This window comes from Pseudomonas sp. Ma2-10 (genome assembly GCF_054330215.1).
Map to the genome: position 1 here is coordinate 60,512 of NZ_JBTEYL010000022.1, position 26,323 is coordinate 86,834.

General features: G+C 58.1%; 24 protein-coding genes and 1 pseudogene. 11 read left to right on the plus strand and 14 right to left on the minus strand.

Features of this window, described 5'->3' with window-relative positions:
• Positions 1-71 precede the first annotated feature (71 nt).
• From ACXPVS_RS21670 to ACXPVS_RS21680, 3 genes are read left to right on the plus strand one after another with little or no spacing between them, the layout of a single operon-like run.
• Complete coding sequence (locus ACXPVS_RS21670) at positions 72-413, plus strand: helix-turn-helix domain-containing protein (RefSeq protein ID WP_458511750.1); 342 nt, start codon at positions 72-74, stop codon at positions 411-413.
• Positions 410-781, plus strand: coding sequence for a hypothetical protein (locus ACXPVS_RS21675; protein ID WP_059401930.1), 372 nt, complete (start codon positions 410-412; stop codon positions 779-781). The genes ACXPVS_RS21670 and ACXPVS_RS21675 overlap by 4 nt, the downstream gene beginning before the upstream one ends.
• Complete coding sequence (locus ACXPVS_RS21680; RefSeq protein WP_458511751.1) at positions 782-1,201, plus strand: sel1 repeat family protein; 420 nt, start codon at positions 782-784, stop codon at positions 1,199-1,201.
• A 60-nt stretch (positions 1,202-1,261) separates the two neighbouring features.
• On the opposite strand, the gene ACXPVS_RS21685 is transcribed toward ACXPVS_RS21680, so the two are convergent.
• Positions 1,262-3,046, minus strand: coding sequence for a bifunctional diguanylate cyclase/phosphodiesterase (locus ACXPVS_RS21685; RefSeq protein WP_458511752.1), 1,785 nt, complete (start codon positions 3,044-3,046; stop codon positions 1,262-1,264).
• A gap of 152 nt (positions 3,047-3,198) precedes the next feature.
• Positions 3,199-5,280 (minus strand): carboxy terminal-processing peptidase, encoded by a 2,082-nt coding sequence (locus tag ACXPVS_RS21690; RefSeq protein ID WP_458511753.1) that lies wholly within the window; start codon positions 5,278-5,280, stop codon positions 3,199-3,201.
• Between the two features lie 139 nt (positions 5,281-5,419).
• Between ACXPVS_RS21690 and ACXPVS_RS21695 the strand changes: the two genes are divergently transcribed.
• Entirely contained in the window at positions 5,420-6,382 is a 963-nt protein-coding gene (locus ACXPVS_RS21695) for a zinc-binding dehydrogenase (protein WP_458511754.1), read from the plus strand.
• A 42-nt stretch (positions 6,383-6,424) separates the two neighbouring features.
• On the opposite strand, the gene ACXPVS_RS21700 is transcribed toward ACXPVS_RS21695, so the two are convergent.
• From ACXPVS_RS21700 to ACXPVS_RS21725, 6 genes are all read right to left on the minus strand, one after another.
• Positions 6,425-7,078 (minus strand): HAD family hydrolase, encoded by a 654-nt coding sequence (locus tag ACXPVS_RS21700; protein ID WP_458511755.1) that lies wholly within the window; start codon positions 7,076-7,078, stop codon positions 6,425-6,427.
• A gap of 34 nt (positions 7,079-7,112) precedes the next feature.
• Positions 7,113-8,102 (minus strand): ABC transporter ATP-binding protein, encoded by a 990-nt coding sequence (locus tag ACXPVS_RS21705; RefSeq protein ID WP_458511756.1) that lies wholly within the window; start codon positions 8,100-8,102, stop codon positions 7,113-7,115.
• Positions 8,099-8,899, minus strand: coding sequence for an ABC transporter permease (locus ACXPVS_RS21710; RefSeq protein WP_458511757.1), 801 nt, complete (start codon positions 8,897-8,899; stop codon positions 8,099-8,101). Before ACXPVS_RS21710 ends, ACXPVS_RS21705 begins: the two co-directional genes overlap by 4 nt.
• Positions 8,886-9,722, minus strand: coding sequence for an ABC transporter permease (locus tag ACXPVS_RS21715; protein ID WP_197281761.1), 837 nt, complete (start codon positions 9,720-9,722; stop codon positions 8,886-8,888). The genes ACXPVS_RS21710 and ACXPVS_RS21715 overlap by 14 nt, the downstream gene beginning before the upstream one ends.
• A gap of 5 nt (positions 9,723-9,727) precedes the next feature.
• On the minus strand, positions 9,728-10,534 hold the full coding sequence (locus ACXPVS_RS21720) for an alkaline phosphatase family protein (RefSeq protein ID WP_458511758.1): 807 nt from the start codon (positions 10,532-10,534) through the stop codon (positions 9,728-9,730).
• A gap of 114 nt (positions 10,535-10,648) precedes the next feature.
• A complete protein-coding gene (locus ACXPVS_RS21725; RefSeq protein ID WP_458511759.1) occupies positions 10,649-11,719 on the minus strand; it encodes an ABC transporter substrate-binding protein in 1,071 nt (356 codons plus the stop codon).
• Positions 11,720-12,068: 349 nt separating this feature from the next.
• On the opposite strand from ACXPVS_RS21725, the gene ACXPVS_RS21730 reads away from it, so the two are divergent.
• Positions 12,069-12,782 carry a UTRA domain-containing protein gene (locus tag ACXPVS_RS21730; protein ID WP_458511760.1) on the plus strand — a complete coding sequence of 238 codons (714 nt, stop codon included), beginning with the start codon at positions 12,069-12,071 and terminating at the stop codon, positions 12,780-12,782.
• A 37-nt stretch (positions 12,783-12,819) separates the two neighbouring features.
• On the opposite strand, the gene ACXPVS_RS21735 is transcribed toward ACXPVS_RS21730, so the two are convergent.
• Positions 12,820-13,587: a DODA-type extradiol aromatic ring-opening family dioxygenase gene (locus ACXPVS_RS21735; RefSeq protein WP_458511761.1), complete on the minus strand. Its 768-nt coding sequence runs from the start codon at positions 13,585-13,587 to the stop codon at positions 12,820-12,822.
• Between the two features lie 103 nt (positions 13,588-13,690).
• On the opposite strand from ACXPVS_RS21735, the gene ACXPVS_RS21740 reads away from it, so the two are divergent.
• A complete protein-coding gene (locus ACXPVS_RS21740) occupies positions 13,691-14,344 on the plus strand; it encodes a thiopurine S-methyltransferase (protein WP_458511762.1) in 654 nt (217 codons plus the stop codon).
• A 68-nt stretch (positions 14,345-14,412) separates the two neighbouring features.
• Here ACXPVS_RS21740 and htpX read toward each other — a convergent pair whose 3' ends face one another.
• Together htpX and ACXPVS_RS21750 are read right to left on the minus strand one after the other, a co-directional pair.
• On the minus strand, positions 14,413-15,300 hold the full coding sequence (gene htpX / locus ACXPVS_RS21745; RefSeq protein ID WP_458511763.1) for a protease HtpX: 888 nt from the start codon (positions 15,298-15,300) through the stop codon (positions 14,413-14,415).
• A 316-nt stretch (positions 15,301-15,616) separates the two neighbouring features.
• Entirely contained in the window at positions 15,617-16,828 is a 1,212-nt protein-coding gene (locus tag ACXPVS_RS21750; RefSeq protein ID WP_008030363.1) for a pyridoxal phosphate-dependent aminotransferase, read from the minus strand.
• A gap of 226 nt (positions 16,829-17,054) precedes the next feature.
• Between ACXPVS_RS21750 and msrB the strand changes: the two genes are divergently transcribed.
• The 3 genes from msrB (at position 17,055) to ACXPVS_RS21765 (ending at position 18,497) form a co-directional block, all read left to right on the plus strand.
• Positions 17,055-17,450, plus strand: a complete 396-nt coding sequence (gene msrB, locus ACXPVS_RS21755; protein ID WP_458511764.1) for a peptide-methionine (R)-S-oxide reductase MsrB — start codon at positions 17,055-17,057, stop codon at positions 17,448-17,450.
• Between the two features lie 103 nt (positions 17,451-17,553).
• Positions 17,554-18,039: a glutathione peroxidase gene (locus ACXPVS_RS21760; RefSeq protein WP_458511765.1), complete on the plus strand. Its 486-nt coding sequence runs from the start codon at positions 17,554-17,556 to the stop codon at positions 18,037-18,039.
• Positions 18,036-18,497, plus strand: a complete 462-nt coding sequence (locus ACXPVS_RS21765; RefSeq protein WP_458511766.1) for a MarR family winged helix-turn-helix transcriptional regulator — start codon at positions 18,036-18,038, stop codon at positions 18,495-18,497. Before ACXPVS_RS21760 ends, ACXPVS_RS21765 begins: the two co-directional genes overlap by 4 nt.
• Here the strand turns inward: ACXPVS_RS21765 and ACXPVS_RS21770 are convergent.
• Entirely contained in the window at positions 18,481-20,802 is a 2,322-nt protein-coding gene (locus ACXPVS_RS21770) for a response regulator (protein WP_458511767.1), read from the minus strand. The genes ACXPVS_RS21765 and ACXPVS_RS21770 overlap by 17 nt on opposite strands.
• A 165-nt stretch (positions 20,803-20,967) precedes the next feature.
• On the opposite strand from ACXPVS_RS21770, the gene ACXPVS_RS21775 reads away from it, so the two are divergent.
• On the plus strand, positions 20,968-21,858 hold the full coding sequence (locus tag ACXPVS_RS21775) for an ATP-binding protein (protein WP_458511768.1): 891 nt from the start codon (positions 20,968-20,970) through the stop codon (positions 21,856-21,858).
• Entirely contained in the window at positions 21,855-22,337 is a 483-nt protein-coding gene (locus tag ACXPVS_RS21780) for a GAF domain-containing protein (protein WP_458511769.1), read from the plus strand. The genes ACXPVS_RS21775 and ACXPVS_RS21780 overlap by 4 nt, the downstream gene beginning before the upstream one ends.
• Here ACXPVS_RS21780 and ACXPVS_RS21785 read toward each other — a convergent pair whose 3' ends face one another.
• Positions 22,338-25,286 carry an HD domain-containing phosphohydrolase gene (locus ACXPVS_RS21785; RefSeq protein WP_458511770.1) on the minus strand — a complete coding sequence of 983 codons (2,949 nt, stop codon included), beginning with the start codon at positions 25,284-25,286 and terminating at the stop codon, positions 22,338-22,340.
• A gap of 49 nt (positions 25,287-25,335) precedes the next feature.
• Positions 25,336-26,013 (minus strand): annotated as a pseudogene (locus ACXPVS_RS21790) (response regulator); the annotation flags it as partial.
• Between the last annotated feature and the right edge of the window lie 310 nt (positions 26,014-26,323).

The following is a 26,323-nucleotide window of genomic DNA, read 5'->3' on the forward strand; positions in this document are numbered from 1 at the left end:
GGCCGCTGTTAGGATTACACTTCTAGGGAAAAGTGCCGACTCGCTAAGTGTTGTTGTCCTACGGGGTAGTCATGGATATTCAGATAATTACACGCGAAGGAGAGCCCGAGTATGCGGTTCTGCCATGGGCTCAGTATCAGGCTCTACTAAAAGCAGCAGGTATCAATGAACAACCGCCGCGAGTCGCCCCAGAGCGTCAAGCGGCAACACCCGACCAGATTCTTCCGGGGTTGGATCAACTACGCAATTTGCGCGAAGGGAAGGGCATCGCCATCGAGGCGTTGGCCCGCACGGTAGGCATCAGCCCGTCTTATCTGGCCTTGATCGAAAGTGGCGAGCGTCTACCCGACGCTGCGATTCGCCGCAGCCTGGCCTGGGAATTGACGGTGCCAGGATGGAGGGAGGAATCGTGAGCGTACGCATCAGTCGTCAACATTGGGACGGGTTGCTGGGCGAACTGGATCAGGCACGCCGCCAACGTCACCTTCTGACATACCGGGCGTTGCTCGAACGATTGCAACTGCCCACACCGGCCATGCAAACCCTGACCGCCGCCCTTGAACATCTGGCCGCTCTGGACGCCAAGGCCGAGCAGCCGTTGCGCAGTTCGCTGGTGATCAGCCAGGGCGCGAGCCGCTTACCGCGCACCGGTTTCTTTGAGTGTGTCGAGCGTTTAGGGCGTTTCTCCGGCCCTTCCGATGGCATCGCCGCAGCGTCCTGGCATGCCTCGGAAGTGGTGAGGGTGTTCGAATACGAATACCCCGAATCGGCAGAGGCCTAAGTGTTTCTACGACTCAAGGCGAGGGCCGGTTATTGGCTGGCGCGTAGGCTGTTTCATTGGTCGTGGTTTGTACGTCAGCCGCGCGGCTGGAGCTGGCTCGAAGGCCAGTTCGCACGCATGGCGAACCTGGGTGATGTTGGCGCTCAGAGCTTCTATGGCCACATCCTGACCTTTCGCGGCGTCGGCCTTGGCGCTCGCGAAGAGGGAGCGCGATTGCTGCGCTTGGCGGCATTGGCGGGGGATGGCAAAGCGGCGTATCAAGTTGGCGTGATCAGCCTCGCCGGAACGCCGAGCAACGCGCCGGATGCGGTTGAAGCAGCGCGGTTTTGGGAAATGGCCGCCAAAGCAGGGCATCCGTTGGCGGAGATCAAACTCAAAGAGCTGGCATCGCGTCAATCCGAGCCTCCAATAACGAATTAAGGCTGCCTTAGTTGAATGATCGTTCCCACGCGAGGGAGCGATCAAGATCAGCAATCACCGCTACCCGACCTGCAATGCTTCTTCGGCGTCAGGCACCGCCAAACTATCGATCACATGCACGCTATACCCCGGCACATTCTTCGCGTGATGCTTGGCCTGCGATGCCATCTCCGCCAACTGGCTTGCATCGAGTTGTCCACAGGCCTGTGGATGTAAATGCACCACGCCGATAGACAGTGACAGCAATGCAAACTCCTGGCGCACACCCTGACGGTTTGGAGCAATGAAGCAGCCTGCTTCCAGGTGTTCGCTGCGATAAAAGCGACGGCATTGGCTTTGGAAGTCGTCGAGCAACTGGTTCAAGCGTTTGCGCCAGTCTTCCGGGCCGAGTACCAGCAGGAAGTCATCGCCGCCGATATGGCCGACAAAGTCGCGGGAAGGGTCGACGCGATCATTCAGACATTGCGCCAGGCACAGCAGGACTTCGTCCCCACGGCCGTAGCCGTAGATGTCGTTGAAGGGTTTGAAACTGTCGATGTCGACGTAGCAGATCACCGACTCCCGTTGCTGTTGCAGCAGTCGCGACAGGCATTGCTGGATCGGCACGTTGCCCGGTAGAAGAGTCAGCGGGTTGGCGTAGCGGGCTTGCTGGATCTTCAGTTCGGTAATCAGTTTAAGTACGTCGATCACTCGGCCCAGCCCCAGGTAACCGCCGTTGAGGGTAATGATGAAGTCTTCTTCGATGCGCTGTCGCGCGCGGCTGGTGATCAGGCGACTCACTTGTTGCAACGATTGGCTCATCTCAACGGCAAGGAAGTCGTCGTTCATTAGACGGCTGATCGGCTTGCGGGCGAACAGGTCGGTGGCAAAAGGCTTGAGCAAGGCGTCGGAGAGCGAATGCCGGTGGACGATGCCGCAGGGCTGGCCTTGCTCGTCGAGTACCGCCAGGGAGTTCAGGTTGGCTTGGCGGCGAAAAGCTTCCAGCACCGTGGCGGTCGGTGTATCGCGACTCACTGCCGGTTGGTCGTTGAGCAGGGCGCTGAGGTCACTGCCTTCATCGTTCAGCGCCACGGCGCAGCTGTCGTGTTTGGGCATCATCGCCCGGGCATCCCGGGGCGGTTGCTCTTGAGGCCGACAGAGCAAATAGCCCTGGACCAGATCGACGCCCATCTCGGTCAACACGGCGAGTTCTTCCGGTAACTCGATACCTTCTGCGATCACTTGTGCCCGTGAGGCCTTGGCGATTTGCAGGATCGAGCCGACAAATTCGCGCTTGAGGGCATCCTGGTGAATGCCGTCGATGAAGTGTCGATCGATCTTCACGTAATCCGGACGCAGCTCGGACCACAACCGCAAACTTGAATACCCCGCGCCTAGATCATCCAGTGCAATGGAAAAACCCATCGCCCGGTAGTGATGCAGCGCGGTTTGCAGCAGCTCGAAATCGTCGGTCGGGGTTTGTTCAGTCAGCTCGATCACCACCTGGCTCGGCGGTATACCGAAATCCTGCAGCAGTTGCAGGGTGCGACCGTGTTGGTGGGCGGCTTCGAGCAGGGATTCAGGGGAAACGTTGAGGAACAGTTTGCCGGGCAGTTGCTGCTCATTAAAACGTCGGCAGGCACTTTGACGGCAAGCGATTTCCAGCTCGCTCAGGCGGCCGACCTGACGGGCCACGGCGAACAGTGCGAGGGGAGCGTGCAGCGGACTATTGGAGGGCCCGCGACTGAGGGCTTCGTAACCGACAATGCGTCGCTCAGAGAGGGAAATGATCGGCTGGAACAAGCTGTGCAAACCGCTTTGAGCCAGTATGGAACTCAAGGCGCTCAGCTGTTCTGTGGTGGTCATGGCTTTCTCTGGCGATAAAAAAAGGACTGGAAGCACTCTCTTGGATATAGAGGGAGGGCTTGCAGTCCTTTATTTCACGACAGAATGATGACTGTATGATGACGCTCCGGAGAGCGTCGGCATTAAATTGCCATCATCTTGCTTGTGACAACTTAGTGCTTGGCTACCGCGCTATTGAGTTTCAGGTAGTCCAACAGAATTCGCCCGGTCTCGCTCAGGTAAGCATCGTCTTCTGGTTTGGTCTTGTCTGGCTCGGCCGCGATTGCGTCTTCGTCTTCTTTCTTCAACTCTTTGAGCGGCTCTTCACCCTTGGCCTTGCGACGGATGTTTTCCATGGCAAGTTGCTTGGCTTCGATATCGGCGTGTTGCGCACGACGATCAGCTTCATTGAGGCTGACGGTTTTTTCCGCCATCAGTTTCTGCGCGAGGGCCAGTTTGTCACGGATGAACACGAACTCCGCGTCTTTGGCCGAACGTACGTCATGCTCGGATTTGAGCTGCGCAATGTACGGTTTGAACGGGTCGACCGCCGGCTTGATGGCCGCGCGGATGGTGTCCCACGGCATGGCTTCAGGCAGTGCGCTTTCGCCGATTTCCTTGGTGTCGATGATCGACGGGTAATCAATGTCCGGCAGTACGCCCTGATGCTGGGTGCTCTGGCCGGAAACCCGATAGAACTTGGCCAGGGTCAGTTTCAGTTCGCCATGGTTTAGCGGCTGAATGGTCTGCACGGTGCCTTTACCGAAGGTCTGGCCGCCAATGATCAGCGCGCGGTGATAGTCCTGCAGGGCGCCAGCAAAAATCTCCGAAGCCGAGGCAGACAAGCGGTTGACCAGCAACGCCATCGGCCCTTTGTAGAACGCACCCGAGTTTTCATCTTCCAGCACATCGACCCGGCCATCGGCATTACGCACGAGAACGGTCGGACCTTTGTCGATGAACAGACTGGTCAGCTCGGTGGCTTCCTGCAGGGAGCCGCCGCCATTGTTGCGCAGATCGATGACCACACCGTCGACCTTGTCTTTCTGCAACTCGGTCAGCAGTTTCTTGACGTCGCGAGTGGTGCTTTTGTAATCCGGATCGCCAGCACGGAAAGCCTTGAAGTCCAGGTAGAAGGCCGGGATCTCGATGACGCCGAGCTTGTAGTCCTTGCCATCCTGTTTCAGGTTGAGGATCGACTTCTTCACCGCCTGGTCTTCAAGCTTGACTGCTTCGCGGGTGATCTGGACGATCTTGCTGGTCTGGTCGTTCGGCGCATTGCTGGCCGGGATCACTTCAAGGCGCACCACGGTGCCTTTCGGCCCGCGGATCAACTTGACGACTTCGTCCAGGCGCCAGCCAACCACGTCGACCATTTCTTTGTTGCCCTGGGCAACGCCGATGATCTTGTCGGCCGGTGCGACTTGTTTGGTCTTGTCGGCCGGGCCAGCAGGCACCAGACGCACGACTTTCACCTGGTCGTTGTCGCTCTGTAACACGGCGCCAATGCCTTCGAGGGACAGGCTCATGTTGATGTCGAAGTTTTCCGCGTTATCCGGAGACAGATAGTTGGTGTGCGGGTCGTAGGACATGGCGAAGGTATTGATGTACGCCTGGAAGATATCTTCCGGACGAGTCTGGTTCAGGCGCGCCAATTGGTTCTTGTAGCGCTTGGTCAGGGTTTCCTGAATCTGCTTGGAGTCCTTGCCAGCGATCTTCTGCCGCAGCACTTCGTCCTTGACGCGTTTGCGCCACAGGTCGTCGAGTTCTGCGGTGGACTTGAGCCAAGGGGAGTCCTTGCGATCGATCAGCAAGGTTTCCTTGGTAGTGAAGTCGATTTTGTCGACGCCTTTGTTCAACTCGGCAAGGGCGAAGTCCAGACGCGCTTTGACGCGGTCCAGGTAGCGCTTGTAGATGGTGAACCCGGCGTTCAGATCGCCACTTTTGAGGAAGTCGTCAAACTGGGTTTTCCACTTGTCGAATTCGGCAATGTCGCTGGCCATGAAGTAGCTGCGCGACGGGTCCAGCAGCTTGAGGTAGCTGTCATAGATGATCACGGAACGCGCGTCATCGAGCGGCGGCTTGCTGTAGTGATGGCGCTTTAGCAACTCGACGACGTTCAGGCTGGCGATCACTTCGTCACGATCAGGCTGAAGCTTGTCCCAGCTATTGGCTGCAAATGAATTGGTCGACATCGGCAACAGACCGATACCAATGAATAGGGCTAGGGCGGTGCTGGGGAAAAAATGCTTCATGCTGATTCGACGCGGGGACAATTGATCACGCATATTAGGCCGTCTTTGAAGTCGCCGGTTCCACGAGGGCCGGTCGCATAATGCAAGAAAGCCCGGCGCTACAGCTACGGGCTCAGTCCAGACTCACTATGGAGGCACTGTGAAAGCATTGCAAGGCGTTGAAGGTCAAGTGGCGTGGGTTGAAGAGCCCAGTCCTACATGCGATGTAGGACAAGTTCGGATTCGAGTGGCGGCTGCGGGTCTCAATCGTGCCGATTTGTTACAGAAGGCGGGTCTTTATCCGCCACCGCGGGGAGCCAGCCAGGTACTCGGTCTTGAGTGTTCGGGGGTAATCAGCGAGGTGGGGCCTGGCTCGTCCTGGCAGGTCGGCGATCGGGTTTGCGCTTTGCTGGCCGGGGGCGGGATGGCCGAGGAGGTGGTTGTCGACGGACGGCATGTGTTGCCGGTTCCCGAAGGTTTGTCGCTGGCGGAGGCCGCAGCGCTGCCAGAAGTGTACGCGACCGTTTGGTTGAATTTGTTTCAACTGGCTGCGCTCAAGCCTGGTGAAAAAGTTCTGCTGCACGCCGGAGCAAGTGGAATCGGTTCAGCTGCCATTCAGTTGTGCAAGGCGTTTGGTAATCCGTGCTGGGTCAGCGTCGGTTCCGCCGAGCGTTTGGCTTACTGCCAAGCGCTGGGGGCGCAAGGTGGGGTCGTGCGCAATGGGGATCTGGACAGCTTGAGCGACCTGGGGCCGTTCGATGTAATTCTCGACCCGGTTGGCGGCAACTACGCTGCGCTGAATCTGAAACTGATGGCGCTCGATGGCCGTTGGGTGCTGATCGGCCTGATGGGCGGTCGTGAGGCGCAGCTGGATCTGGCGCAGGTACTGGGCAAACGCGTGCAACTGCTGGGTTCAACCTTGCGCAGTCGCGACGAACAGTTCAAGGCGGATCTGTTCAGCGATTTGAGCCAGCATGTCTGGCCGTTGTTTGCTGAAGGGCGTTTAAGCCCGCAGTTGGCCAAGACCTTTGCGGTCAAGGACGCCGACGCGGCGTTTGCCGAATTGGCGACTAATAAGGTGTCGGGAAAGTTGGTGTTGGTAATCGACGAAAGCCTGGTGTAATCGCTGTGGGAGCGAGCCTGCTCGCTCCCACAGGGGGTTGGGTTACTTCCAGAGATGGATCGGCCAGCCCGCCTTTTCAGCGTGCTCAAGCAGCACCGGATCCGGGTTTACCACGTGTGGGAAATCTACTTTCAGCAGCAACGGCAAATCATTGCGTGAGTCCGAGTAGAAACTCGCGCCTTCCAGATTTTCCTCTTGCGCATCCATCCACTCCAGCAAACGAATGATCTTGCCTTCGCGGTAGGTCAGCGTGCCAACGGTGTTGCCGCTATACACCCCATGAGCAACTTCCAGCTCGATACCGAGAATTTCGTCAATGCCCAAACGATCGGCAATCGGCCTCACCAGATGCGTACCCGATGCCGAGATCACCAAAATTCGATCACCGGCCTTGCGGTGGGCCGCAATGGCTTTGGTGGCGTCACTGAAAATGATCGGTTCGATGAAGTCTTCCACCCAAGGCCCTACCAAATGGTCGACCTCTTCCGGCGTGCGCCCGATCATCGGCTCCAGGCTAAAGGCCATGTACTCCTCCATCCTTAGTTTGCCGTGGCTGTAGGCGTCCATCAGCTCATTGTTCTGACGCATGAACGACTCGGGATCGACCCAACCCAGGCGGCCCATTTGCGCGCTCCACAGGGTGGCGCAGTCGCCGTGGATCAGGGTTTCATCCAGATCAAAAATTGCCAGGGCCATCAGTGCGGTTCTCTCTTCAACATCAGCAAAGGCATCAGGCTACCTCACAGAGGGCCGTCGGATCGATGGAAAGCGCCAGACGCTGACCATCGGGATGCAAATCGGCCGCCGAGCGGTTCAGCACATCCACCACCAATTCCACGCCCCTGGCTTCGACCCGGTAGCGAATCACGTTGCCCAACAGGCTGTGGCTGCGGATTTGCGCGTCGAGTTCGCCGGTCAGGCTCAGTTCGATGGCTTCCGGGCGAATCGCGATGCGGTGGGTAACCGGTCGCTGCAGCAGTTTTGTGGCGCTGTCGGCGTCCAGCAGGTTGTAGTTGCCGATGAAACCGGCGGCAAAAAAATCGACAGGTGCGGTGTACAGGGTCTGGGCGTCGCCGCTCTGTACGATCTTTCCCTGATTCATCAAGAAAATCCGGTCGGACATCGTCAGGGCTTCTTCCTGATCGTGAGTGACGAAGATCGTGGTCAAACCGAGTTCACGTTGGATCTGACGGATCTGTTCGCGCAAGTGCTTGCGAATCCGCGCATCGAGGGCCGACAGCGGCTCATCCAGTAACAACAGCCGTGGTCGGGTCACCAATGAGCGGGCGAGGGCGACTCGCTGGCATTGTCCGCCGGACAGTTGATGCGGATAACGCGCGGCGAAATCGTTGAGTTCCACCAGTTTAAGCACTTCGACAACACGCTTATGCCTGTCGTCGGCATTGACCTTCTGCATGCGTAAACCGAAAGCGACATTTTGCTCGACGGTCATGTTCGGGAACAGCGCGTAGCTCTGGAACACCATGCCGATCCCGCGTTTCTGCGGGCTTAACGGCACAAGGTCAGCGCCATCGAGCAGGATTTTTCCGCCATCCACCGAGGTCAGCCCGGCGATGCAGCGCAGCAGGGTGGACTTGCCGCAACCGGACGGGCCGAGGAGGGTGACGAACTCACCCTTCTGGATTTCACAGTTGATGTCGCTGAACACTGTGGTGCCCGCGTAGCTTTTCTGCAGATGTTGGACGCTGACGAAGCTCATTGGCTTTTGTCCTTGTTCAAAATATTGGCAACCCAGGTCAGAACCAGCACAAAAAAGAAGTAGGAAATCACCAGCGCACTGGTGAAGTGGCCGCTGCTGTTGCGCATGTTGTTGAGGTAGACCTGCAGGGTTTCGTAGCGGGTGCCGACGAGGATGTTGGCGAACACGAACTCACCGAACAGGAACGAGAACGACAGCAGCAACGCCACCATCAAACCTTTGCGCAAGTTTGGCAGCACAACCAGGAACGCCGCTTGCCAGGTACTGGCACCGAGCAGTTGGGCGGAGTCCATCAGGTCTCGCAGGTTGATCGCTTGCAGGTTGTTGGTGATTGCCCGGTACATGAACGGTAGCGCCACGGTGAAGTAGCAACCGATCAGAATCCACGGCGTCCCGACCATTGCGAACGGCCCGGAACCGTAGAGTTGCAACAGACCCACCGATGACACCACCGGCGGCACCGCGAAGGGCAGCAGGATCAGGATGTTCATCAGTGCATCGAGTTTCGGGAAGTGGTAATGCACCACAAACAGCAATGGCAGAATCAGCACCACCGACAGAATCAGCGCGCCGACGCAGACCAGCAGCGATTGACCGAACGAATGGAGAAACCGCGGGTCGCTCCACAGCGCCACGTACCATTTAAAGGTGAAGCCGCTGGGCAGAATGGTCGCCGACCAACTGCTGGCGATCGAGTAGATCAGCGTCCCGAGCAACGGCAGCAACAGTATCGTAAAGAGTAAATACACCACCACCCGGTGGTAGATGCCGACGGGGGCCAGTTCAGCGCGAGACATGGTAGCTCCTCTTCAACAGCAACTGATGCACGATGGTCACCAGGGTCATCAACGCCACCAGCACCACGGCCAGGGCACTGGCCAGGTTAGGGTCCAGGGAAATGTCCCCGGAAACCATCGCCGCGATGCGGATTGGCAACACGTTGAAGTTGCCGGTGGTCAGGGCATACACCGTGGCGTACGCGCCCAGGGCGTTGGCCAGCAGGATCACAAACGTACCGAGCAGCGCCGGGGTCAGCACTGGCAAACCGATGTGCCGCCAGAACTGCCAGCCATTGGCGCCGAGCAGCGCGGCGGATTCACGCCAGTCTTCGCGCAGGGCATCAAAGGCCGGGTAGAGCAGCAACACGCCGAGCGGGATCTGGAAGTAGGTGTAGAGAATGATCAGCCCGGTTTTTGAATACAGGTTGAAGTCCTGAATGATCCCGGCCTGCTTGAGCATGATGGTGAAGCTGCCGTTGAAGCCCAGCAGAATGATGAACGCGAAGGCCAAAGGCACGCCGGCAAAGTTGCTGGTCATGTTGGCGAAGGCGTTGACGAAGTTGCGCAGTTTCGAGTCGACCCGGCGCAGGGAGTAGGCGCCGAGCACCGCGATGATGATCCCGAACACGCTGGACCAGAAACTGATCTCGAGGCTGAACTGGATCGCCTGCAGATAGAACTTCGAATTGAAGATCTTGGTGAAGTTGGCGATGCCCCAGCCGAACTCTTCCGATTGCAGGCTGTTGATCATCACCCAGGACAGCGGCGCGATCTGGAACACGATAAAGAACAGTGCGAAAGGCACCAGGCACAAGGCTGCCAGCCATTTGCCGCGCGTCATGGTGTTCACTTGAGCAGCTCCCGGCACACAGGTTTGTCGTGGGCCACACCCAGCAGTTCGCAGACGGTGCCGCAGATTTCAGTCTGTTTCGGTGCGGCGTTGGCATTGAAGCTGAAGGCATCGCCGAGGACAAACAGCGGCACTTCGCGTTCTTCCGGCAGCAAGCCGTTGTGGGAGCGGTCGTTGTTCATGCCATGGTCGGCGGTCACCAGCACCTGATACCCGGCGTCGAGCCAGGTGTGCAGATAGTCGGCCAGAATAATGTCGGCCGAGCGGGCGCTGTTGCGGTATTGCGGGGTGTCGAGACCGTGCTTGTGCCCGGCGTCATCGATGTTCATGGGGTGGACCAGTAAAAAGTTCGGCACATGACGCAGGCGCAGGTTTTCGGCGTCGACGAACAGGTGCGAATCCGGGTAGTGATCGTTCCAGTAGAAATGACCGTGCTGGATGGGCAGGTCAGGGGCGTCGGTGTGACGATCCCGTGTGGCCACAAACGGCGAACGGTTATACAGCTCACTGATCCAGTGATAGGCCGCGGCGGCGGTTACAAGGCCGGCATCGCTGGCGTAGTGATAGATGCTGCGCTGGTTGGACAGGCGCGAGACGTTGTTGTGGACGATGCCACTGTCAATCGGCGTGACGCCGGTCAGGATGCACTCGTAAAGCGGTCGGGACAGCGCCGGCAGTTCGCACTCCAGTTTGTAGAGCGCCGCGCGTCCTGCGCCGACATAAGCCTGCAGGTGCCCCATGGCGTGACGGGCGACCTCGTAATTGAGACCGTCGAGCACGACAAGGATGACGTTGTGCTTCATAGGGCGATGACTCCGCAAACAGATGATTCAAGAACGTAACCAACCCAATGAGGGCGCGAGCAAGCTCACTCCCTCATTGGATCTCCATCAGATCTCCAAATGGGATCTACCGCATTACTGCTTCATATTGACGATGACTTCTTCCTGCCACTTCTGAGGAAGGGCTTTGGAGGTTTTCTCCCACGCATCTGCATCCTTGATCGGGGTCACGCCTTTGTACTGCTCGTTAGGTAGCAGTTGGGCCTGAACCTCGGGCGGCAGTGTCAGATGCTCGGCGCGGATCGGGCGGGCATTGCCGCGAGCCAGATTGGTCTGGCCGGCGTCGCTGAAGATGTATTCGCGGGCCAGTTTTGCGGCATTCGGGTGCTTGGCGTATTTGTTGATGATGGTGGTGTAACCGGAGATCACCGAGCCATCGGATGGAATCAGCACGGTGTAGTCTTCCGGGTTGACCATTTTGGCCTTGTAGCTCAGACCGTTGAAGTCCCAGACCACGCCGACTTCGATTTCACCCTTTTCCATGGTGGCAATTGTCGGGTTGGCCATCGACAGGCGGCCTTGCTTGGCGATCTCGGAAAACAGATCCAGCGCTGGCTGGATGTTTTTCTCATTGCCACCATTGGCAAGCGCGGCAGCCAGAACCCCGTTGGCGGCTTGGGCTGCGGTGCTCACATCACCAATGGAGACTTTGTATTTGCCGTCCTTGAGGTCTGCCCATTTGGTCGGAGCGTTGGAGCCGTGCAGTAACTTGTTATTGACGATGAACGCGATGGTGCCGGTGTAGGCAAGCGCCCAGTTGCCGTCCTTATCCTTTGCCCAGCTCGGGATCTGATCCCAGGTGCTTGGCTTGTAAGGTTGTACAACGCCTTGCTTCACCGCGATCGGACCGAACGCTGCACCGACATCACCGATGTCGGCAGTGGCATTGTCTTTTTCAGCGGCGAACTTGGCGATTTCCTGGGCCGAGCTCATGTCGGTGTCGATGTGTTTCAGGCCGTAGTTCTTGGCCAGGTCATCCCAGGTGCCTTTCCAGTTGGCCCAGTTGTCGGGCATGCCGACACTGTTGACCTCACCTTCCGCTTTTGCCGCGGCTTCCAGGGTTTTCAAATCGCTATCAGCCGCCATCGCGGCGGTACACATGGCAATGGTCGAGCCTAACAGTGAGGCCAGGAAAAGCTGTTTCATCCGAAGCTCCTTTGGGCGTTTTCAACGCTGCGATTGCGGTTGTGTTGGTCTAGGTCAGCAATACCTGAGCCAATGTAGGCGGCCCTGATGACATTTTGATGTCGACGACTGGTCGGCCTCTATTTTTTGAGCGGCAATGCTCAGGTTTCGGAGTAAGCGTAGACCATGGCTAATAGGCTGATATAAAAGGACTTGGCCGTAAAATTGCAGGCGTCTGGAGCAACCCTTCGGCAACTTTGTCATCGATCAGTCATGTGCGGTGCCTACGCTTGTCGGGAGTGGAAGGAACCGATTTGAATCGCGGTTCTGCCCTGAAACAGTGCTGGTCTAGTCCAGATAGGTAACGTTGATGCGCATCGAGACAACCAAAGCGGTGACAGCCATCGGGCAGGTTCTGCAGGAACAGCTCCACCATGGCCTGTTGGCACCCGGGAGCAAACTACCGGCCGAGCGCAAGCTCAGTGAGTTGTTCGGGACCACGCGGATCACCGTGCGTGAAGCATTGTTGCAACTGGAAGCTCAGGGGCAGATTTATCGGGAGGAGCGCCGTGGCTGGTTCGTGTCGCCACCGCGCCTGGCCTACAACCTGATGCAGCGCAGTCACTTTCACGCGATGGTCAGTGCGCAGGGGCGGGTGCCGTCCACCGAGGTGATTTCCGCTCGGTTGCAACCGGCGTCGGCGGCGATCTGTGCCTGGTTGCAGTTACCGGCGTTGTCCAGCGTGATTCAGATTTGCCGGGCGCGGCGCATTGATGAACGGCTGGTGTTGTACGTGGAGCACTATTTGAATCCGCAGTTTTTTCCGGGGATTCTGGGTTTCGATTTGAATCAGTCGATTACCGAGTTGTACGCGAGGCATTACGATTTGCACTACGGGCGGGTGCGTTTCGAGATTGTGCCGACAGCGTTGTCGGTGGATGCGGCGGCAGCTTTGCGGGTGTCAGTGGGGAGTCCGGGGTTGCGCATCGCGCGGGTCAATTACGATCAACATGAGCGGTTGATCGATTGTGATCTGGAGTTTTGGCGGCACGATGCGATTCATGTCGGGGTTGATGTGGTTTGAGCCTGGCCGTCACAGGTTGATCGCTCGTACCGCGACATTATCCGAAACGGTAAATGTCCATGCCCAGGGCCCCCATAGTGAATCCTTTGTGGGTCACGCTGAAATGCCCTCCGGTGCCGCGGGCAAAATACAAAGGCAACAGATGTTCATCACTCGGATGGTTGCGCACGGCATTCGGTGCTTGCTGACGGTAATCGAGCAACGCGATTTCGTCGTTGGCTGCGAGCTTCTCGATCATCCAGTCACGAAATGCCTGAGCCCAGGGTTCGACGCTTTCTGTGCCCGCGTGCCAGTCCAGTTCGCGCAGGTTGTGGGTGATACTCCCGGAGCCGATCAACAGCACGCCGTGTTCGCGCAGACTGGCCAGGGCATGACCGACGCGGGTTTGCAAGGCCGGGCCGCCGCGGGTGGGTAGCGAAACCTGCACCACGGGGATATCGGCTTGTGGGTACATCAATGACAGTGGCACCCAAACCCCGTGGTCGAACGGCCGCTTGACGTCGATGGCGGCAGCAAGACCGTTAGCCTTCAGCAACTCGACCACCTCTGTCGCCAGTTGCGGGTGACCGGGCGCCGGGTATTGCACGTCGAACAAAGCCTGTGGAAAGCCGCCGAAGTCATGCCAGGTTTCAGGTTTGGGATTACCGCTGACCAGCAACTCATTGCTTTCCCAATGCGCAGAAACAATTACGATGGCTTTGGGTTTCGGCAATTCTGCGGCCAGGCGAGCCAGGGCGGGCCCGCTGGCGCCCGGTTCCAGTGCCAACATGGGCGAGCCATGGGATATGTACAGGCTGGGGAACATGAATGAGCTCCTGAGGGGTAAGATGGCACCATCTTCAGTCAGATCATTGATCTAAATCTAATATAAGTTTTAGGGTCTTTTGATCGAATTTTCGGGATTAATTATGCAGCCGGAGTTTTGGCACAAGCGGTGGACGTCGAATCAGATCGGCTTTCACCTGCCGGAAGTAAATCCATATCTGCAACGGTACTGGCCGCAGTTGGGCCTGGAAGAGGGCGCGCGCGTACTGGTGCCGCTATGTGGGAAAAGCCTGGATCTGCTGTGGCTGGCGAAATGCGGTCATGAGGTGCTGGGCGTCGAATTGTCGGAAAAAGCGGTGGAAGATTTTTTTCACGAGCATCAATTTGATCCGCACGTCAGCGATCAAGGCCCCTTCACGGTCTATCGGGCGGGCTCGATCGAGATCTGGTGTGGCGATTTCTTCGCGTTGACGGCCGGCGATGTCGCCGATTGCAGTGCGCTGTACGACCGGGCTGCGTTGATCGCCTTGCCACCGAAGATGCGGGAGCAATACGCCGAGCATCTGAAGCGGATTCTTCCGAAGGATTCGTTGGGACTGCTGATTACCCTGGATTACGACCAACTGCAAAAGGACGGTCCGCCATTTGCCGTGCTGGATGACGAAGTTCAGCAGTTGTTCGGTGTGTCGTGGAAGTTGAAGATTCTGGAGGATCAGGATGTTCTGGGCGAGAGCTGGAAGTTTATCGAGAGCGGAGTTACGCGGCTTGAAGAGCGGGTTTATCGCTTGATGAGTTGATGGAACAGACAACGGCACAAAAAAGGGGCGATCAGATGATCGCCCCTTTTTGTATCACAGCAGAGCTATCAGCCCCGACGACGCAACGCGTCGATACGCTCTTCCAGCGGCGGGTGGCTCATGAACATGCGTGCGAACCCCTGTTTGATGCCACCGTTGATGCCGAAAGCCGTCAGGGTATCCGGCATGTGCACCGGCAGCCCCTGTTCCGCACGCAGGCGTTGCAGGGCGCCGATCATTGCGGCGGTGCCGGCCAGACGTGCACCGGCTTCGTCTGCACGGAATTCACGTTTACGCGAGAACCACATCACGATGGAGCTGGCCAGAATGCCCAGAACCAGTTCGGCGAAGATGGTCGCCACGTAGTAGGCGATGCCCTGGCCTCCTTCGTTCTTGAAGATCACCTTGTCGACAAAGTTGCCGATGATCCGTGCGAAGAACATCACGAAGGTGTTCACCACGCCCTGGACCAATGCCAGGGTGACCATGTCGCCATTGGCTACGTGACCGATTTCGTGGGCCAGAACGGCCTTCACTTCATCTGGCGAGAAACGCTCGAGCAGCCCTTGGCTGACCGCGACCAACGCGTCGTTCTTGTTCCAGCCAGTGGCAAAGGCATTCGCCTCGTAGGCCGGGAAAATACCGACTTCGGGCATCTTGATCCCGGCTTCCCGGGACAATTGCTCGACAGTTTGCAGCAGCCATTGCTCGTGACGTGTGCGCGGCTGGCTAATGATTTGGGTGCTGGTGCTCATCTTCGCCATCCACTTGGAGATGAACAGCGAGAACAGCGAACCGGCGAAACCAAAGATCGCACAGAAAATCAGCAGCTGATTGAGGTTGAGATCAACCCCGTTGGCCGCCATGAACCCGTTGAAGCCAAAAAGGCTCAGGGTGATGCTGGCAATCAGCACGACCGCCAGGTTAGTGGCCAAAAACAGCAGGATGCGCATCATGGTTGTAGAAATCTCCTCATGCTAAAGATGTAGCGTACTGCGGGGTATATAAGGTGCTGACCCAGGCTATTCAACCGGGTGACTATTTCAAACTGTGTCCTACGGCACCAGCCTAGCTGCATGAAGGACATTTCCGACGTCGATGCGGGAAGCGTTTGTCAGCCAATTAGCGCCATAGGCCCCGCCGTTGTTAGACGCGAGCACGCAACGCGTTATCAGTCAGCGATTGAAGTAGCGATGTTCGGCAGGGCGCAAAGAAATGTTGCTGAATCAATCACCGTGCGACTGGCGCAAGCGTCGCACGGTGACAGGCAGGTTATTGGCGATAAGACTTGAGGAAGTTGCCGATACGTCCGATGGCCATGTCCAGGTCGTCCACGCGCGGCAGGGTCACCACACGGAAGTGGTCCGGCCATGGCCAGTTGAAGGCGGTGCCTTGAACCACCAGCAGCTTCTCCGACAGCAGCAGGTCGAGCACGAATTTCTCGTCGTTATGGATCGGGCAGACTTTCGGGTCGATCCGTGGGAACGCATATAGCGCGCCCATTGGCTTGACGCAGCTCACGCCGGGAATGTCGTTGAGCAGTTCCCAGGTACGGTTGCGCTGTTCCAGAAGGCGACCCTGCGGCAGCACCAGATCGTTGATGCTCTGATAGCCACCGAGCGCGGTCTGGATCGCATGCTGGCTCGGTACGTTGGCACACAGGCGCATGTTCGCCAGCATGTCGATGCCTTCAATGTAGCTCTGGGCGTGGTGTTTCGGGCCGGAAATGGCGATCCAGCCGGAACGGAAGCCGGCGACGCGATAAGACTTGGACAGACCGTTGAAGGTCAGACACAGCAGATCTGGCGCCAGGGACGCCGTGCAAATGTGCACGGCATCGTCGTATAGAATCTTGTCGTAGATCTCGTCGGAAAAAACCACCAGGTTGTGCTGGCGGGCCAGTTCCAGCATGCCCAGCAGGACTTCTTTCGAATACACCGCGCCCGTCGGGTTGTTCGGGTTGATGATCACCAGTGCTTTGGTGTTCGGGGTGATCTTGGCCTTGATATCGGCCAGGTCCGGCCACCAGTTGGCCTGCTCGTCGCACAGATAATGCACCGGGTTGCCGCCCGACAGGCTCACTGCGGCGGTCCACAGCGGGTAGTCCGGGGCCGGCACCAGCACTTCGTCGCCGTTGTTGAGCAGGGCCTGCATCGACATCACGATCAGCTCGGAAACGCCGTTACCCAAATAGATGTCTTCAATACCGACGCCTTCCACCTGCTTTTGCTGGTAGTACTGCATGACGGCCTTGCGGGCGCTGAACAGACCTTTGGAATCGCTGTAGCCTTGAGCCGTCGGCAGGTTGCGGATGACGTCCTGGAGGATTTCATCCGGCGCTTCGAAACCAAAAGGCGCCGGGTTGCCGATGTTCAGCTTGAGGATGCGATGGCCTTCCTCTTCCAGGCGTTTGGCGTGCTTGAGCACTGGGCCGCGAATGTCGTAGCAGACGTTGGCGAGCTTGTTCGATTTGCTGACCTGCATGGCGATGTGTTCCTGAAAATGAACGATCCAGGCGGCGTATGAGCGACCGTACTGGGAATCCTGCGTATTCACACAAGCCTGACGCCTTGAGAGGCAGCACCCATAAATCTGTTTGAATGCGCGTGGCCTGGCTGCCAGACTGGCGTTTGACGAGGCGCAATCATACGTGCCGCCCGATCGGTGTAAAAGGTACAGATCGGGCTTTTTCAACTGCTGAGGTGTGATGATGGAAAAGTTGGGAAAAACCCAGGAAGAATGGCAGGCGATGCTCGATCCGGAGCAGTACAACGTTTGCCGCCTCAAAGGCACCGAACGGCCATTCTCCGGTAAATATAATGACAGTAAGGTCGATGGTGTTTACCACTGCATCTGCTGCAACGAGCCGCTGTTCGACTCCACAACCAAATTCGACTCCGGCTGCGGCTGGCCAAGCTTTTATGCACCGATCGGCGAGAGCGCCATGGTCGAGATCCGTGACGTCAGCCACGGCATGATCCGCACCGAAGTGGTGTGCGCTAAATGCGATGCGCACCTGGGGCACGTGTTCCCGGACGGTCCGCCGCCGACTGGCCTGCGTTATTGCATTAACTCGGTGTGCCTGGACCTGGTACCGCGCGAGTAAGACGCCGGGAGCGATCCATTGATCGCTCATCGGATTATTAAATTGCACGCAATTCAATTGCTCGCTATGTTTGTCTCGTCTTCCCTCACTTAGAGTCCGAACCATGAGCGACAGCCTGCTGACCATCCCTTGCACCACCATCAAGGGTGAGCAAAAGACCCTGGCGGATTTCGCCGGCAAGGCCGTGTTGGTGGTCAATACCGCGAGCAAATGCGGCTTCACCCCTCAGTACAAAGGCCTTGAAGAGTTGTGGCAGACCTACAAGGATCAAGGTCTGGTGGTGCTGGGTTTTCCGTGTAACCAGTTCGGCAAGCAAGAGCCAGGCAACGAAGGGGCGATTTCCGAGTTCTGCGAGTTGAACTTCGGCGTCAGTTTTCCGCTGTTCAAAAAGATTGAAGTCAATGGCGCCGATGCCCATCCGCTGTTTGTTCAACTGAAAAAGCGCGCGCCGGGTGTGCTGGGTTCCCAAGGCATCAAGTGGAACTTCACCAAATTTTTGATCGGCAAAGAGGGCCAACTGGTCAAGCGCTTCGCCCCCGCGACCAAGCCGCAGGACCTGACCCGCGAGATCGAAGCCCTGCTCAAATGAACACCTTGTCAGTCGATTCCCTGAAGCTTGACAGTCAACTGTGTTTCAAGCTGTACGCCGCGTCCCGGGCGGTGATTCGCGCCTACAAGCCGATGCTCGATCAGCTCGGCCTGACCTATCCGCAATACCTGGCGATGCTGGTGTTGTGGGAGTGGCAGGAGGCAGCCCCCGAGCAGCCGACGGTCAAGGCGTTGGGCGAACGCCTGGCGCTGGATTCCGGCACGCTGACGCCGTTGCTCAAGCGTCTTGAGCAACTGCAACTGGTTCAGCGTCAACGCTCGGCGCGGGACGAGCGTGAAGTGCATTTGAGCCTGTCGCCAACCGGCAAGGCTTTGCGCGATCAGGTCGGACCGCTCAAGGCCCGCCTGGTATGCGACAGCGGTGTGAATCTGGATCGTCTGAATGATCTGCGCGATGGTCTTGATCACCTTTTGGGACAAATCAAAGCACTGTCGTAGCAGGGACCCACAAGTCCAGCAGGGCAGCCAACTCTTCCCGGCGGAAGGGTTTTGCCAGGTAATCGCTCATGCCTGCCGCACGACAGCGTTCGCGCTCTTCGGACATGGCGTTGGCGGTCAGGGCGACGATGGGCAGCTGTGGCCAGCGTCCGCTGTGACGGATTTGCCGACTGGCCTCGTAGCCGTCCATCACCGGCATGTTGCAGTCCATCAGCACCAAATCGAATTCGCTCTGCTCCAGCTGATCCAGCGCCTCGCCACCGTGACTGGCGGCGATCACTTCGCAACCGAGCTTTCCGAGCATTCCCTTGGCCACTAATTGGTTGACCGGATTGTCCTCCACCAGTAGCACGCGTGCGCGTCGTTGTGGGGAGAGGGCGTCGAGCCGGGCACCGTTGATCGTGTGGAGTTCCGGCTGCAGGGTCCGCCGCAGCGTCTGGTACAGCGCGTTGCGTGCCAGAGGCCGCGCCTGTTGCTGTAAGGGGGCGAGGGCGAGGGCTTCTTCGCTGGGCATGAAACTGCCGTAAGCGGTGACCAGCAGAATGGGGGCTGTACACGAGGGGCGCAGGCCAAACAGGCATTCGGGGCAATCGGTAATCAGTACATCCGGGTTCAGGCCCAGCAACGAATCATCGATGGAACGCTGCTCATAGTCGAGCCCCCAGCCGGGTAACACACTGTTCAACAGCTCTGCCAGACCACTGCTGGCGGCAGTGATTGCGATGACCTTGCCCTGTAAAGAGGCCGGGGCAAGGGCGCGGGTGTGACTGGGCAGCGGCAGATCCGCACAGAACTGGCTGCCGAAGCCTGCTTGCGAGCTGATGGTAAGGCGCCCTTGCATGGCTTCGCAGAGGTTGTAGGTCAATGCCAGACCCAACCCGGTCCCGCCGAATTGCCGAGTAATGCCGGCACCCGCCTGCGTGAAGGGCTGGAAGATCTTGACCTGGGCGTCCTGGGCGATACCGATGCCGGTGTCGCAGACTTTGATTCTGACGCCGTCCTCGAATGTCGACAGGCGCACATCGACCCGACCGAAACGGGTGAACTTGAGGGCGTTGGACAAGAGGTTGCTGACGATCTGTCGGACCCGGGTCGGATCCCCGAGCACCAGGGCCGGAAAGCGCGGGTCGATCAGGCAGCTCAGCTCGACACTCGGCGCGGCGTTTTGCGATAGCAGGTTGGCGGTGTCTTCGATCAGCGAACCGAGGTCGAACGGAATATGTTCGAGCTCCAGTTGGCCGGCATCGAACTTCGACAGATCGAGGATATCGTTGAGCAGTTCCACCAGTACCTTGCCCGAGTCATGGGCGATGGACAGCTGTTGCTGTTGCTCGGCATTGAGCGGGCCGTCCAGGGAAAGCGCGATCATCCCCAGCAGGCCGTTGAGCGGCGTACGGATTTCGTGGCTCATGTTGGCCAAGAAGACCGAGCGCGCTTCGGCCATGTCCAGGGCGGTGCTGCGGGCGACTTCCAGCTCCTGATTGGATTGGCTGAGCCGGGAGTTGATCGCCTTGAGTTCCGCGGTGCGGGCCGAGACGATATTCTCCAGTTGCCCGAGGTAGTCGGTCAGGCGGTTCTCCGCATTGCGTCGCTGCTGGATTTCGGTGGCGATGTTTTCGAATTGTTGATTGGCAACCTTGACCAATACACCGATTTCATCGTTTTCATGGTACGTCGGACACTTCAGCGATGTCGACTCCGCGCTGCGCGGGTCGCGACTGCTGAGTTCACGGATGACCCGCACCAACGGCTTGGTCAGCATTACGTAGAACAGCGCCAGCAGGATGCCAGTCAACAGCAGGCTGCGAGCGAAGCCATTGAGCAGGGTCACCTCGGCCCGACGCAGAAACCGGTAGCCGAATGAATAGGTGTCGACGTCCAGACGCAGGGTACCAAGGGATTCGGTCGGCAAGTGATCCAGGTAGAGACGGTCTTCAAACTGTCGGTTGGCGCCGAACAGCAAGTCGCTGATCACCCGATAGCCACTTTGCACGCCCGGACGTTTGACGCTGGCCAGAACGGTATTGTTGTTGTCGGTCAATTGCGCGCCGATGATCGCCGGCGAGCGCAACAGGCCCAAGGTTAGTTCCTGAGCAAGTTCGGCGTCGATGTTGTAGGCGATACGGGATGCGGGGTTATGGCTGATTTCCAGCAAAGACAGGATTTCGCGGTTGATGGAGGCATCTTCACTGGCATAATCGATGCCTATTTGCAGCAGACTGAGCAGCGTGCCCAGAATAAAACCGACCAGCACAGTAAGCCTGGCTTGCTTGTAGGACAGCCGGTTGGTGAACTTGATATCCATGGGGTGTCGAACCACTTCCGTTTCCCTTCGCTGCTCAAGCATAGTCGATCTTGCATGGATACCGATGTTCTCGCGAGCCCTTGTACAAAGGGATGAACTGACACCGAGCGCTGTGTTTCGTCGCTGTATCGCCATCATTACTGTGAACGTGCCCGAGGAAAAGACGTGGACTCCCGATTAAATGCTTTTCTTGAACGCGCCGATGCCGTTTTGGCCCGTATCGAACCGCTGCTGCCCGCCCCTCGGCAAGCTATCGACTGGAATCATTGCCTTGCCGCGCGCTGGCAACGCGAGGGGCGCAGTGGATTTCTGTTGCCGCTGGAAGTCAGCCTCGACATGCGTTTGTCCGACCTGATCGGTGTCGACCGGCAACTGGAGCAGTTGGGACGAAATACCCAGCAATTCCTCGATGGCATGCCGGCCAACCACGCGTTGCTCTGGGGCTCGCGCGGCACCGGTAAATCATCGCTGGTTCGCGCCTTGCTGGCCGAGCACGCGAAGGCCGGTCTGCGGTTGATCGAGATCGAACGTGATCACCTGGCGGACTTACCGCGAGTGGTCGAACGGATCGCCAAGCTGCCCCAGCGTTTTGTGCTGTTCTGCGACGATCTGTCGTTCGAGTCGGGCGAGGGCGATTACCGGGTGCTCAAGAGCGTGCTCGACGGCTCTCTAGAGCAAGCGCCGGATAACGTTTTGCTATACGCCACGTCCAACCGTCGCCATCTGGTGCCGGAAAAGGAAAGCGATAACGAAAACTGGAAAAGAGTCGATGGCGAACTCCATCCCAGCGAAGCGGTGGAAGACAAGATTGCGCTGTCAGACCGTTTCGGATTGTGGCTGTCGTTCTATCCGTTTACTCAGGAACACTTCCTTAACGTCGTTGAACACTGGATCGGTCAACTGGCCGACAAGGCGGGCCTTAAGTGGCAGCGAGACGAAGCACTGGACATCCTCGCCGTGCGCTGGGCCACGGGCCGAGGTAATCGCAACGGACGTTGCGCGTATCAATTTGCCCGCTATTGGGTCGGGCTGAAGTTGTTGGAGCACAAGGCATGATCGATTTACAAAAGAGCGGCCAGGGCCTCGAAAGCTACGGCATGTTGTGGGCGCAATTGGCGTCATTGTTGGCGGACGAGCGGGACTTCATTGCCAATGCCGCGCAGTTCTCGGCGTTCCTTTATAACCAGCTCGATGACCTGAACTGGGCTGGTTTCTACCTCAATCGCAACGAGGAACTGGTGCTTGGCCCGTTTCAGGGACAAATCGCCTGCGTGCGGATTCCGTTCGGTCGGGGTGTATGCGGAGCGGCGGCGGCCACCTTGCAGACTCAGTTGGTCGAGGACGTGCACGCGTTCCCCGGACACATCGCTTGCGACAGCGCGTCGAACAGCGAGCTGGTCGTGCCACTGGTCAAGGACGGTCGCCTGATCGGCGTGCTGGACCTCGACAGCCCGAAACTGGCGCGTTTTAGCGCTGAAGATCAGGCCGGTATCGAGCAATTGGCAGCGATTTTCCTGCGCCTGACCGACTGCTGATCATGCCCTCAAGCCTGCCTTGACCAGCAGGCTTGTCGGATCAACCGCATCGATCTGTTGGGGATCGAGGAATCGATCGGCGTACTGCAAGTAGATTTGCGCGTTGATGAACAGCCCGAACAACTCAGGATCGATGTGGGCATCCCGGCACATCGTGGCCATGATGCCCAGCGCTTCGCTCAAGGATTTGGCTTTCTTGTAGGGGCGATCGGCGGCGGTCAGTGCTTCGAAAATATCGGCAATCGCCATCATCCGCGCCGGCAGGCTCATTTCTTCGCGCCGCAATTGTTTGGGATACCCGGTGCCGTCCATTTTCTCGTGGTGGCCGCCGGCGATCTCCGCGACGTTGGTGAGGTGGTCGGGGAAGGGCAGGTGGCTGAGCATCAGAATCGTCTGCACCATGTGGTGATTGATGATGTAACGCTCCTCGCGGGTCAGGGTGCCTCGGGCAATGCTCAGGTTGTAGAGCTCGCCCCGGTTGTACTTGTAGGCCGGCACATCGAGCTTGAACCCCCATGGGTTATCCTCCGGAATCAGTTCGGCTTCGGGCCGTTCGAACAGGTGCTCGGGTTTGTCCGCCAGTAATGGCTCGCTGACCGGCAGTGTCGGCGCCGGGGTTTGCGCCTGACGCCGGTTCTCTTCCCAGGAAACACCCAGCCGGTCATCCAGGGTTCGGGTCCAGGTGCGTTGAGCGATGCTGCGCAGGCGGTGCAGGTCGGACTCGGCCATCGCCTCGCCACCCAGGTTGCAGCCGGCAATGAACGCGAAATCATCGTCCAGCCCCGCCAGCGTGGCGTTGCGCAGTTCGGCCAGGTGCTGCTCGTCACCGCCCAGTGCCATGGCTTGCCAATAGCTGATCCAGGCATCGCGCTTGAGCACTTCGAAGCGGGTGCGGATTTCGTGAATACGGTCGTTAAGGGTTTCCAGCTTCGTGGCTTTATCGACCACATATTCCGCAGTGGTGATCTTGCCGCAGTCGTGCAGCCAGGCGGCGATGTGCAGCGCTTCCCATTCATCTTCGGTGGGTTGATAGCCACTGAAGGCCGGGTCCTGGCTGGCGGCGGCGGCTTGGGCGAGCATCAGGGTCAGCGCTGGCACTCGCTGGCAGTGGCCGCCGGTGTAGGGGCTTTTGGCGTCAATCGCACCCGCCAGCAGTTGAATGAAGGAATCCAGCAGTTGTTTTTGTTTGGCTTGCAGACGCTGACTTTCGATACTCACGGCGGCCGCGCCGGAGACGGCCTGGAGGAACGCGATGCGGTCCGGACGAAGTTTCTCCAGATCGCTCTGGTTACCGGTATCGGCCAGCAGCAGGACCAGCAGGCCCACGGTTTCGTTATGACAATTGTGCAGCCGAATACCGATCAGGTGAACGCGGGGACACTCCAGCGCATGCAACACCTTCTGCAAATCCCCGGCCTCTTCGAAACCAAGCGTGGTGACGACGTTGTCGGCATTCGACAGCTGTTGTAGCCATGCAGGGCTTTGCGGAGCCTGCAGTTCGTGCCCTCGCAGATCAAATGACGGCAATGCCCGTGAGGTACCGTTGACGACCAGACCATGGGGCTCCATGCGATCGCCATCACTTTCGCGCAGGTAGATCAGACCGGCCTGGGCCTGGCCGATTTTCACGGTTTCAAACAACACCCGTTCCAGCAAGGGGGCGAAGCGGGTCTCGGCGCTCAGGCTGTTGGTGATCTGGAAAAAACTCGCCAAGGTGTCTTTCATGCGCGTCATCGACACGCTCAGTTGATCGACTTCGAGCACGGGAGAGCGACGTGAGGCCGGAAAGTTGAAGTCAAAACTGCGAACCGCATCGGCCTCCTGTACCAGCGCGCGCAGGGGTTTAACCAGGATTCGCGAGGTCAGCCAGCCCAGCGGCAGGCACAGCAACAACGTGGCCAGGGTAATCAACGCACCTTGCCAGCGCATGCGGTAGGCATCGACGAGTAACTCATCTTCCGGCACCAGCAGTGCCAGTTGCAGTCCCCGGGGTCCGCCCTCCTGCATGCTGCTGCGGGCAACGATCCATTGACGACCGGCGACATCCAGGCGATTACCGTCGGGGGGGTTGTTGAGCAATGCGCTGAGGGCGGGGCTCAGGTCAGCGGCTTTGATCAGGCGGGCAGTCTGATCGTCAATGATCAGTTTGCTGCTGTCGGGATACGCGATCGCATTCCCTTCAGCATCGAACAGCACGATTTCGGTACTGGGGGTCACGACATGTTTGGCCAGGGTGGCGGAGAGCTCCGCCAGGGTCAGATCGGCACCCATGACAGCCTGTTCGCCACTGCGCAGGGCCAGGGTAGTGCCGACATTACGGGTGGAGAAAAAATTGTAGGGTTCGGTAGTGATCTGATCGCTGCCGCTACGGGCGTTGGCATACCAGGCGCGGGTTCGCGGATCGTAGGTTTCGTCGGGGTTGTCCTGGCGGCTGATGAGGGCCAGGTCCTGATCGAAAAACAATGATTGGGAATGGACCTGACCGCTGTTGCCTGTTCGCTCAATGCTCCACACCTGATAAGCCGCAGTATCCGGTGCCTTGAAGAGCGTTTTCAGGTCGGAGGTTCGCAAGGGCCGAACCATGAAGAAATCACCGTTGCCATAGCCCAGATACAACGAGGCCAGCTCGGGGTTGTCCTTGAGCGACTGGCTGAAGGGTTTGAGCAGCGCCAGGCGTTGCTCCAGGTCAGGTGCCTGGGTCGCCGGGTATTGCGCCAGCAGGGTCAGCAGATGGCGAATCGGTTCATAAGTGGCGTGCAGATCGAGACGGACGTCCTGCTCGATGCGGTTGAAGAGCTTTTCACTGCTGGAAAGAATGATCTGCGTGGTTTGCTGGTAGTTGAAAAGGCCCAGCACCACGCCAGTCAGCAACAGCAGGAAAGTGAACATCACACTGATATGGACGTGCAGGGGAAACCGCCGTTGATCCGGACGCAGTGGGCTGGGCATTGCAGGTCTCTCCATGATGGTTAACACACTGCTCAGCGTCCAAGCATAGTTAAGGCTCCGTCATTCTGCTTTTGTCGTTTAGGCCGATCTGTTGCTGCAATGCTTGCTCCAATTCGAGCATGGCGCGCTCTATAGCCTTGCTGCAATCGGCCACTTCGTCGTGATGGAACACTTCATGGCAGGCCTTTTCCAGCGCCTCGCAGCTGTCGATCACCCGGGAAGCCTGGACGATTCGGGCGGCGCCCTTGATTTTGTGAGCAACGTCGAGAAATGACTGAGGCTCTTTGGAGGGGGAAAGCGCGAGCAGTTCTTGTCGGTCCAGACGGTTGCTGTTCAGCAGTTCGGTCAACAATCGCTGGTCCAATACCGGATCTCCGCCGGTCAAAAGATGCAATCCTTGCAGGCTGAGCGCGGGATCGCAGACGGTTGGCCTGATACCTTCAAACCACTGACTCAAGGCTGTCAGGGTAAGGGGCTTGAACAGGCAGTCGTCCATCCCGGCTTGTTTGCAGCGTTGTATTTCTTCCGGTTGTGCATTGGCGGTAAAACCCAGCACGGTACAGGGCGGGCGGTACGTTTTTTGTTCATGTCGGCGAATGGCGCGGGCCATTTCGTATCCGTTCATGATGGGCATGTTGCAATCGACAATCACCAGATCGAACAGCTCGGTTTCCCATGCCTGAAATCCCGCCTGGCCATCCGATGCGACGCTGAATCGGTGGCCCAGCGTCACCTTTCAATAAATAATAAACGCCGCCTTTTGATTTGTAAGAAGTAATTATGCTTAAGTCATTAAACAAAAAATCGATAACGTCATCTGAAATGAATTTATTAAAAAATTGCCTACTAAACGCGAAATCGAGGATGCCGATTTATCCTGAATTTGTCGTTTTTCGCTGTGGTTTTTTATCTCTAGGATTGCCCGATAGTGATGGACTGTAAGCGCTCCATGAAGCCCACATTCCAAGTCGAAATCTGATGCTCGAAGCTGTGCTCCCGAACTCTTTCTGGAGCCAGCACCTCATGATGCGACCCGA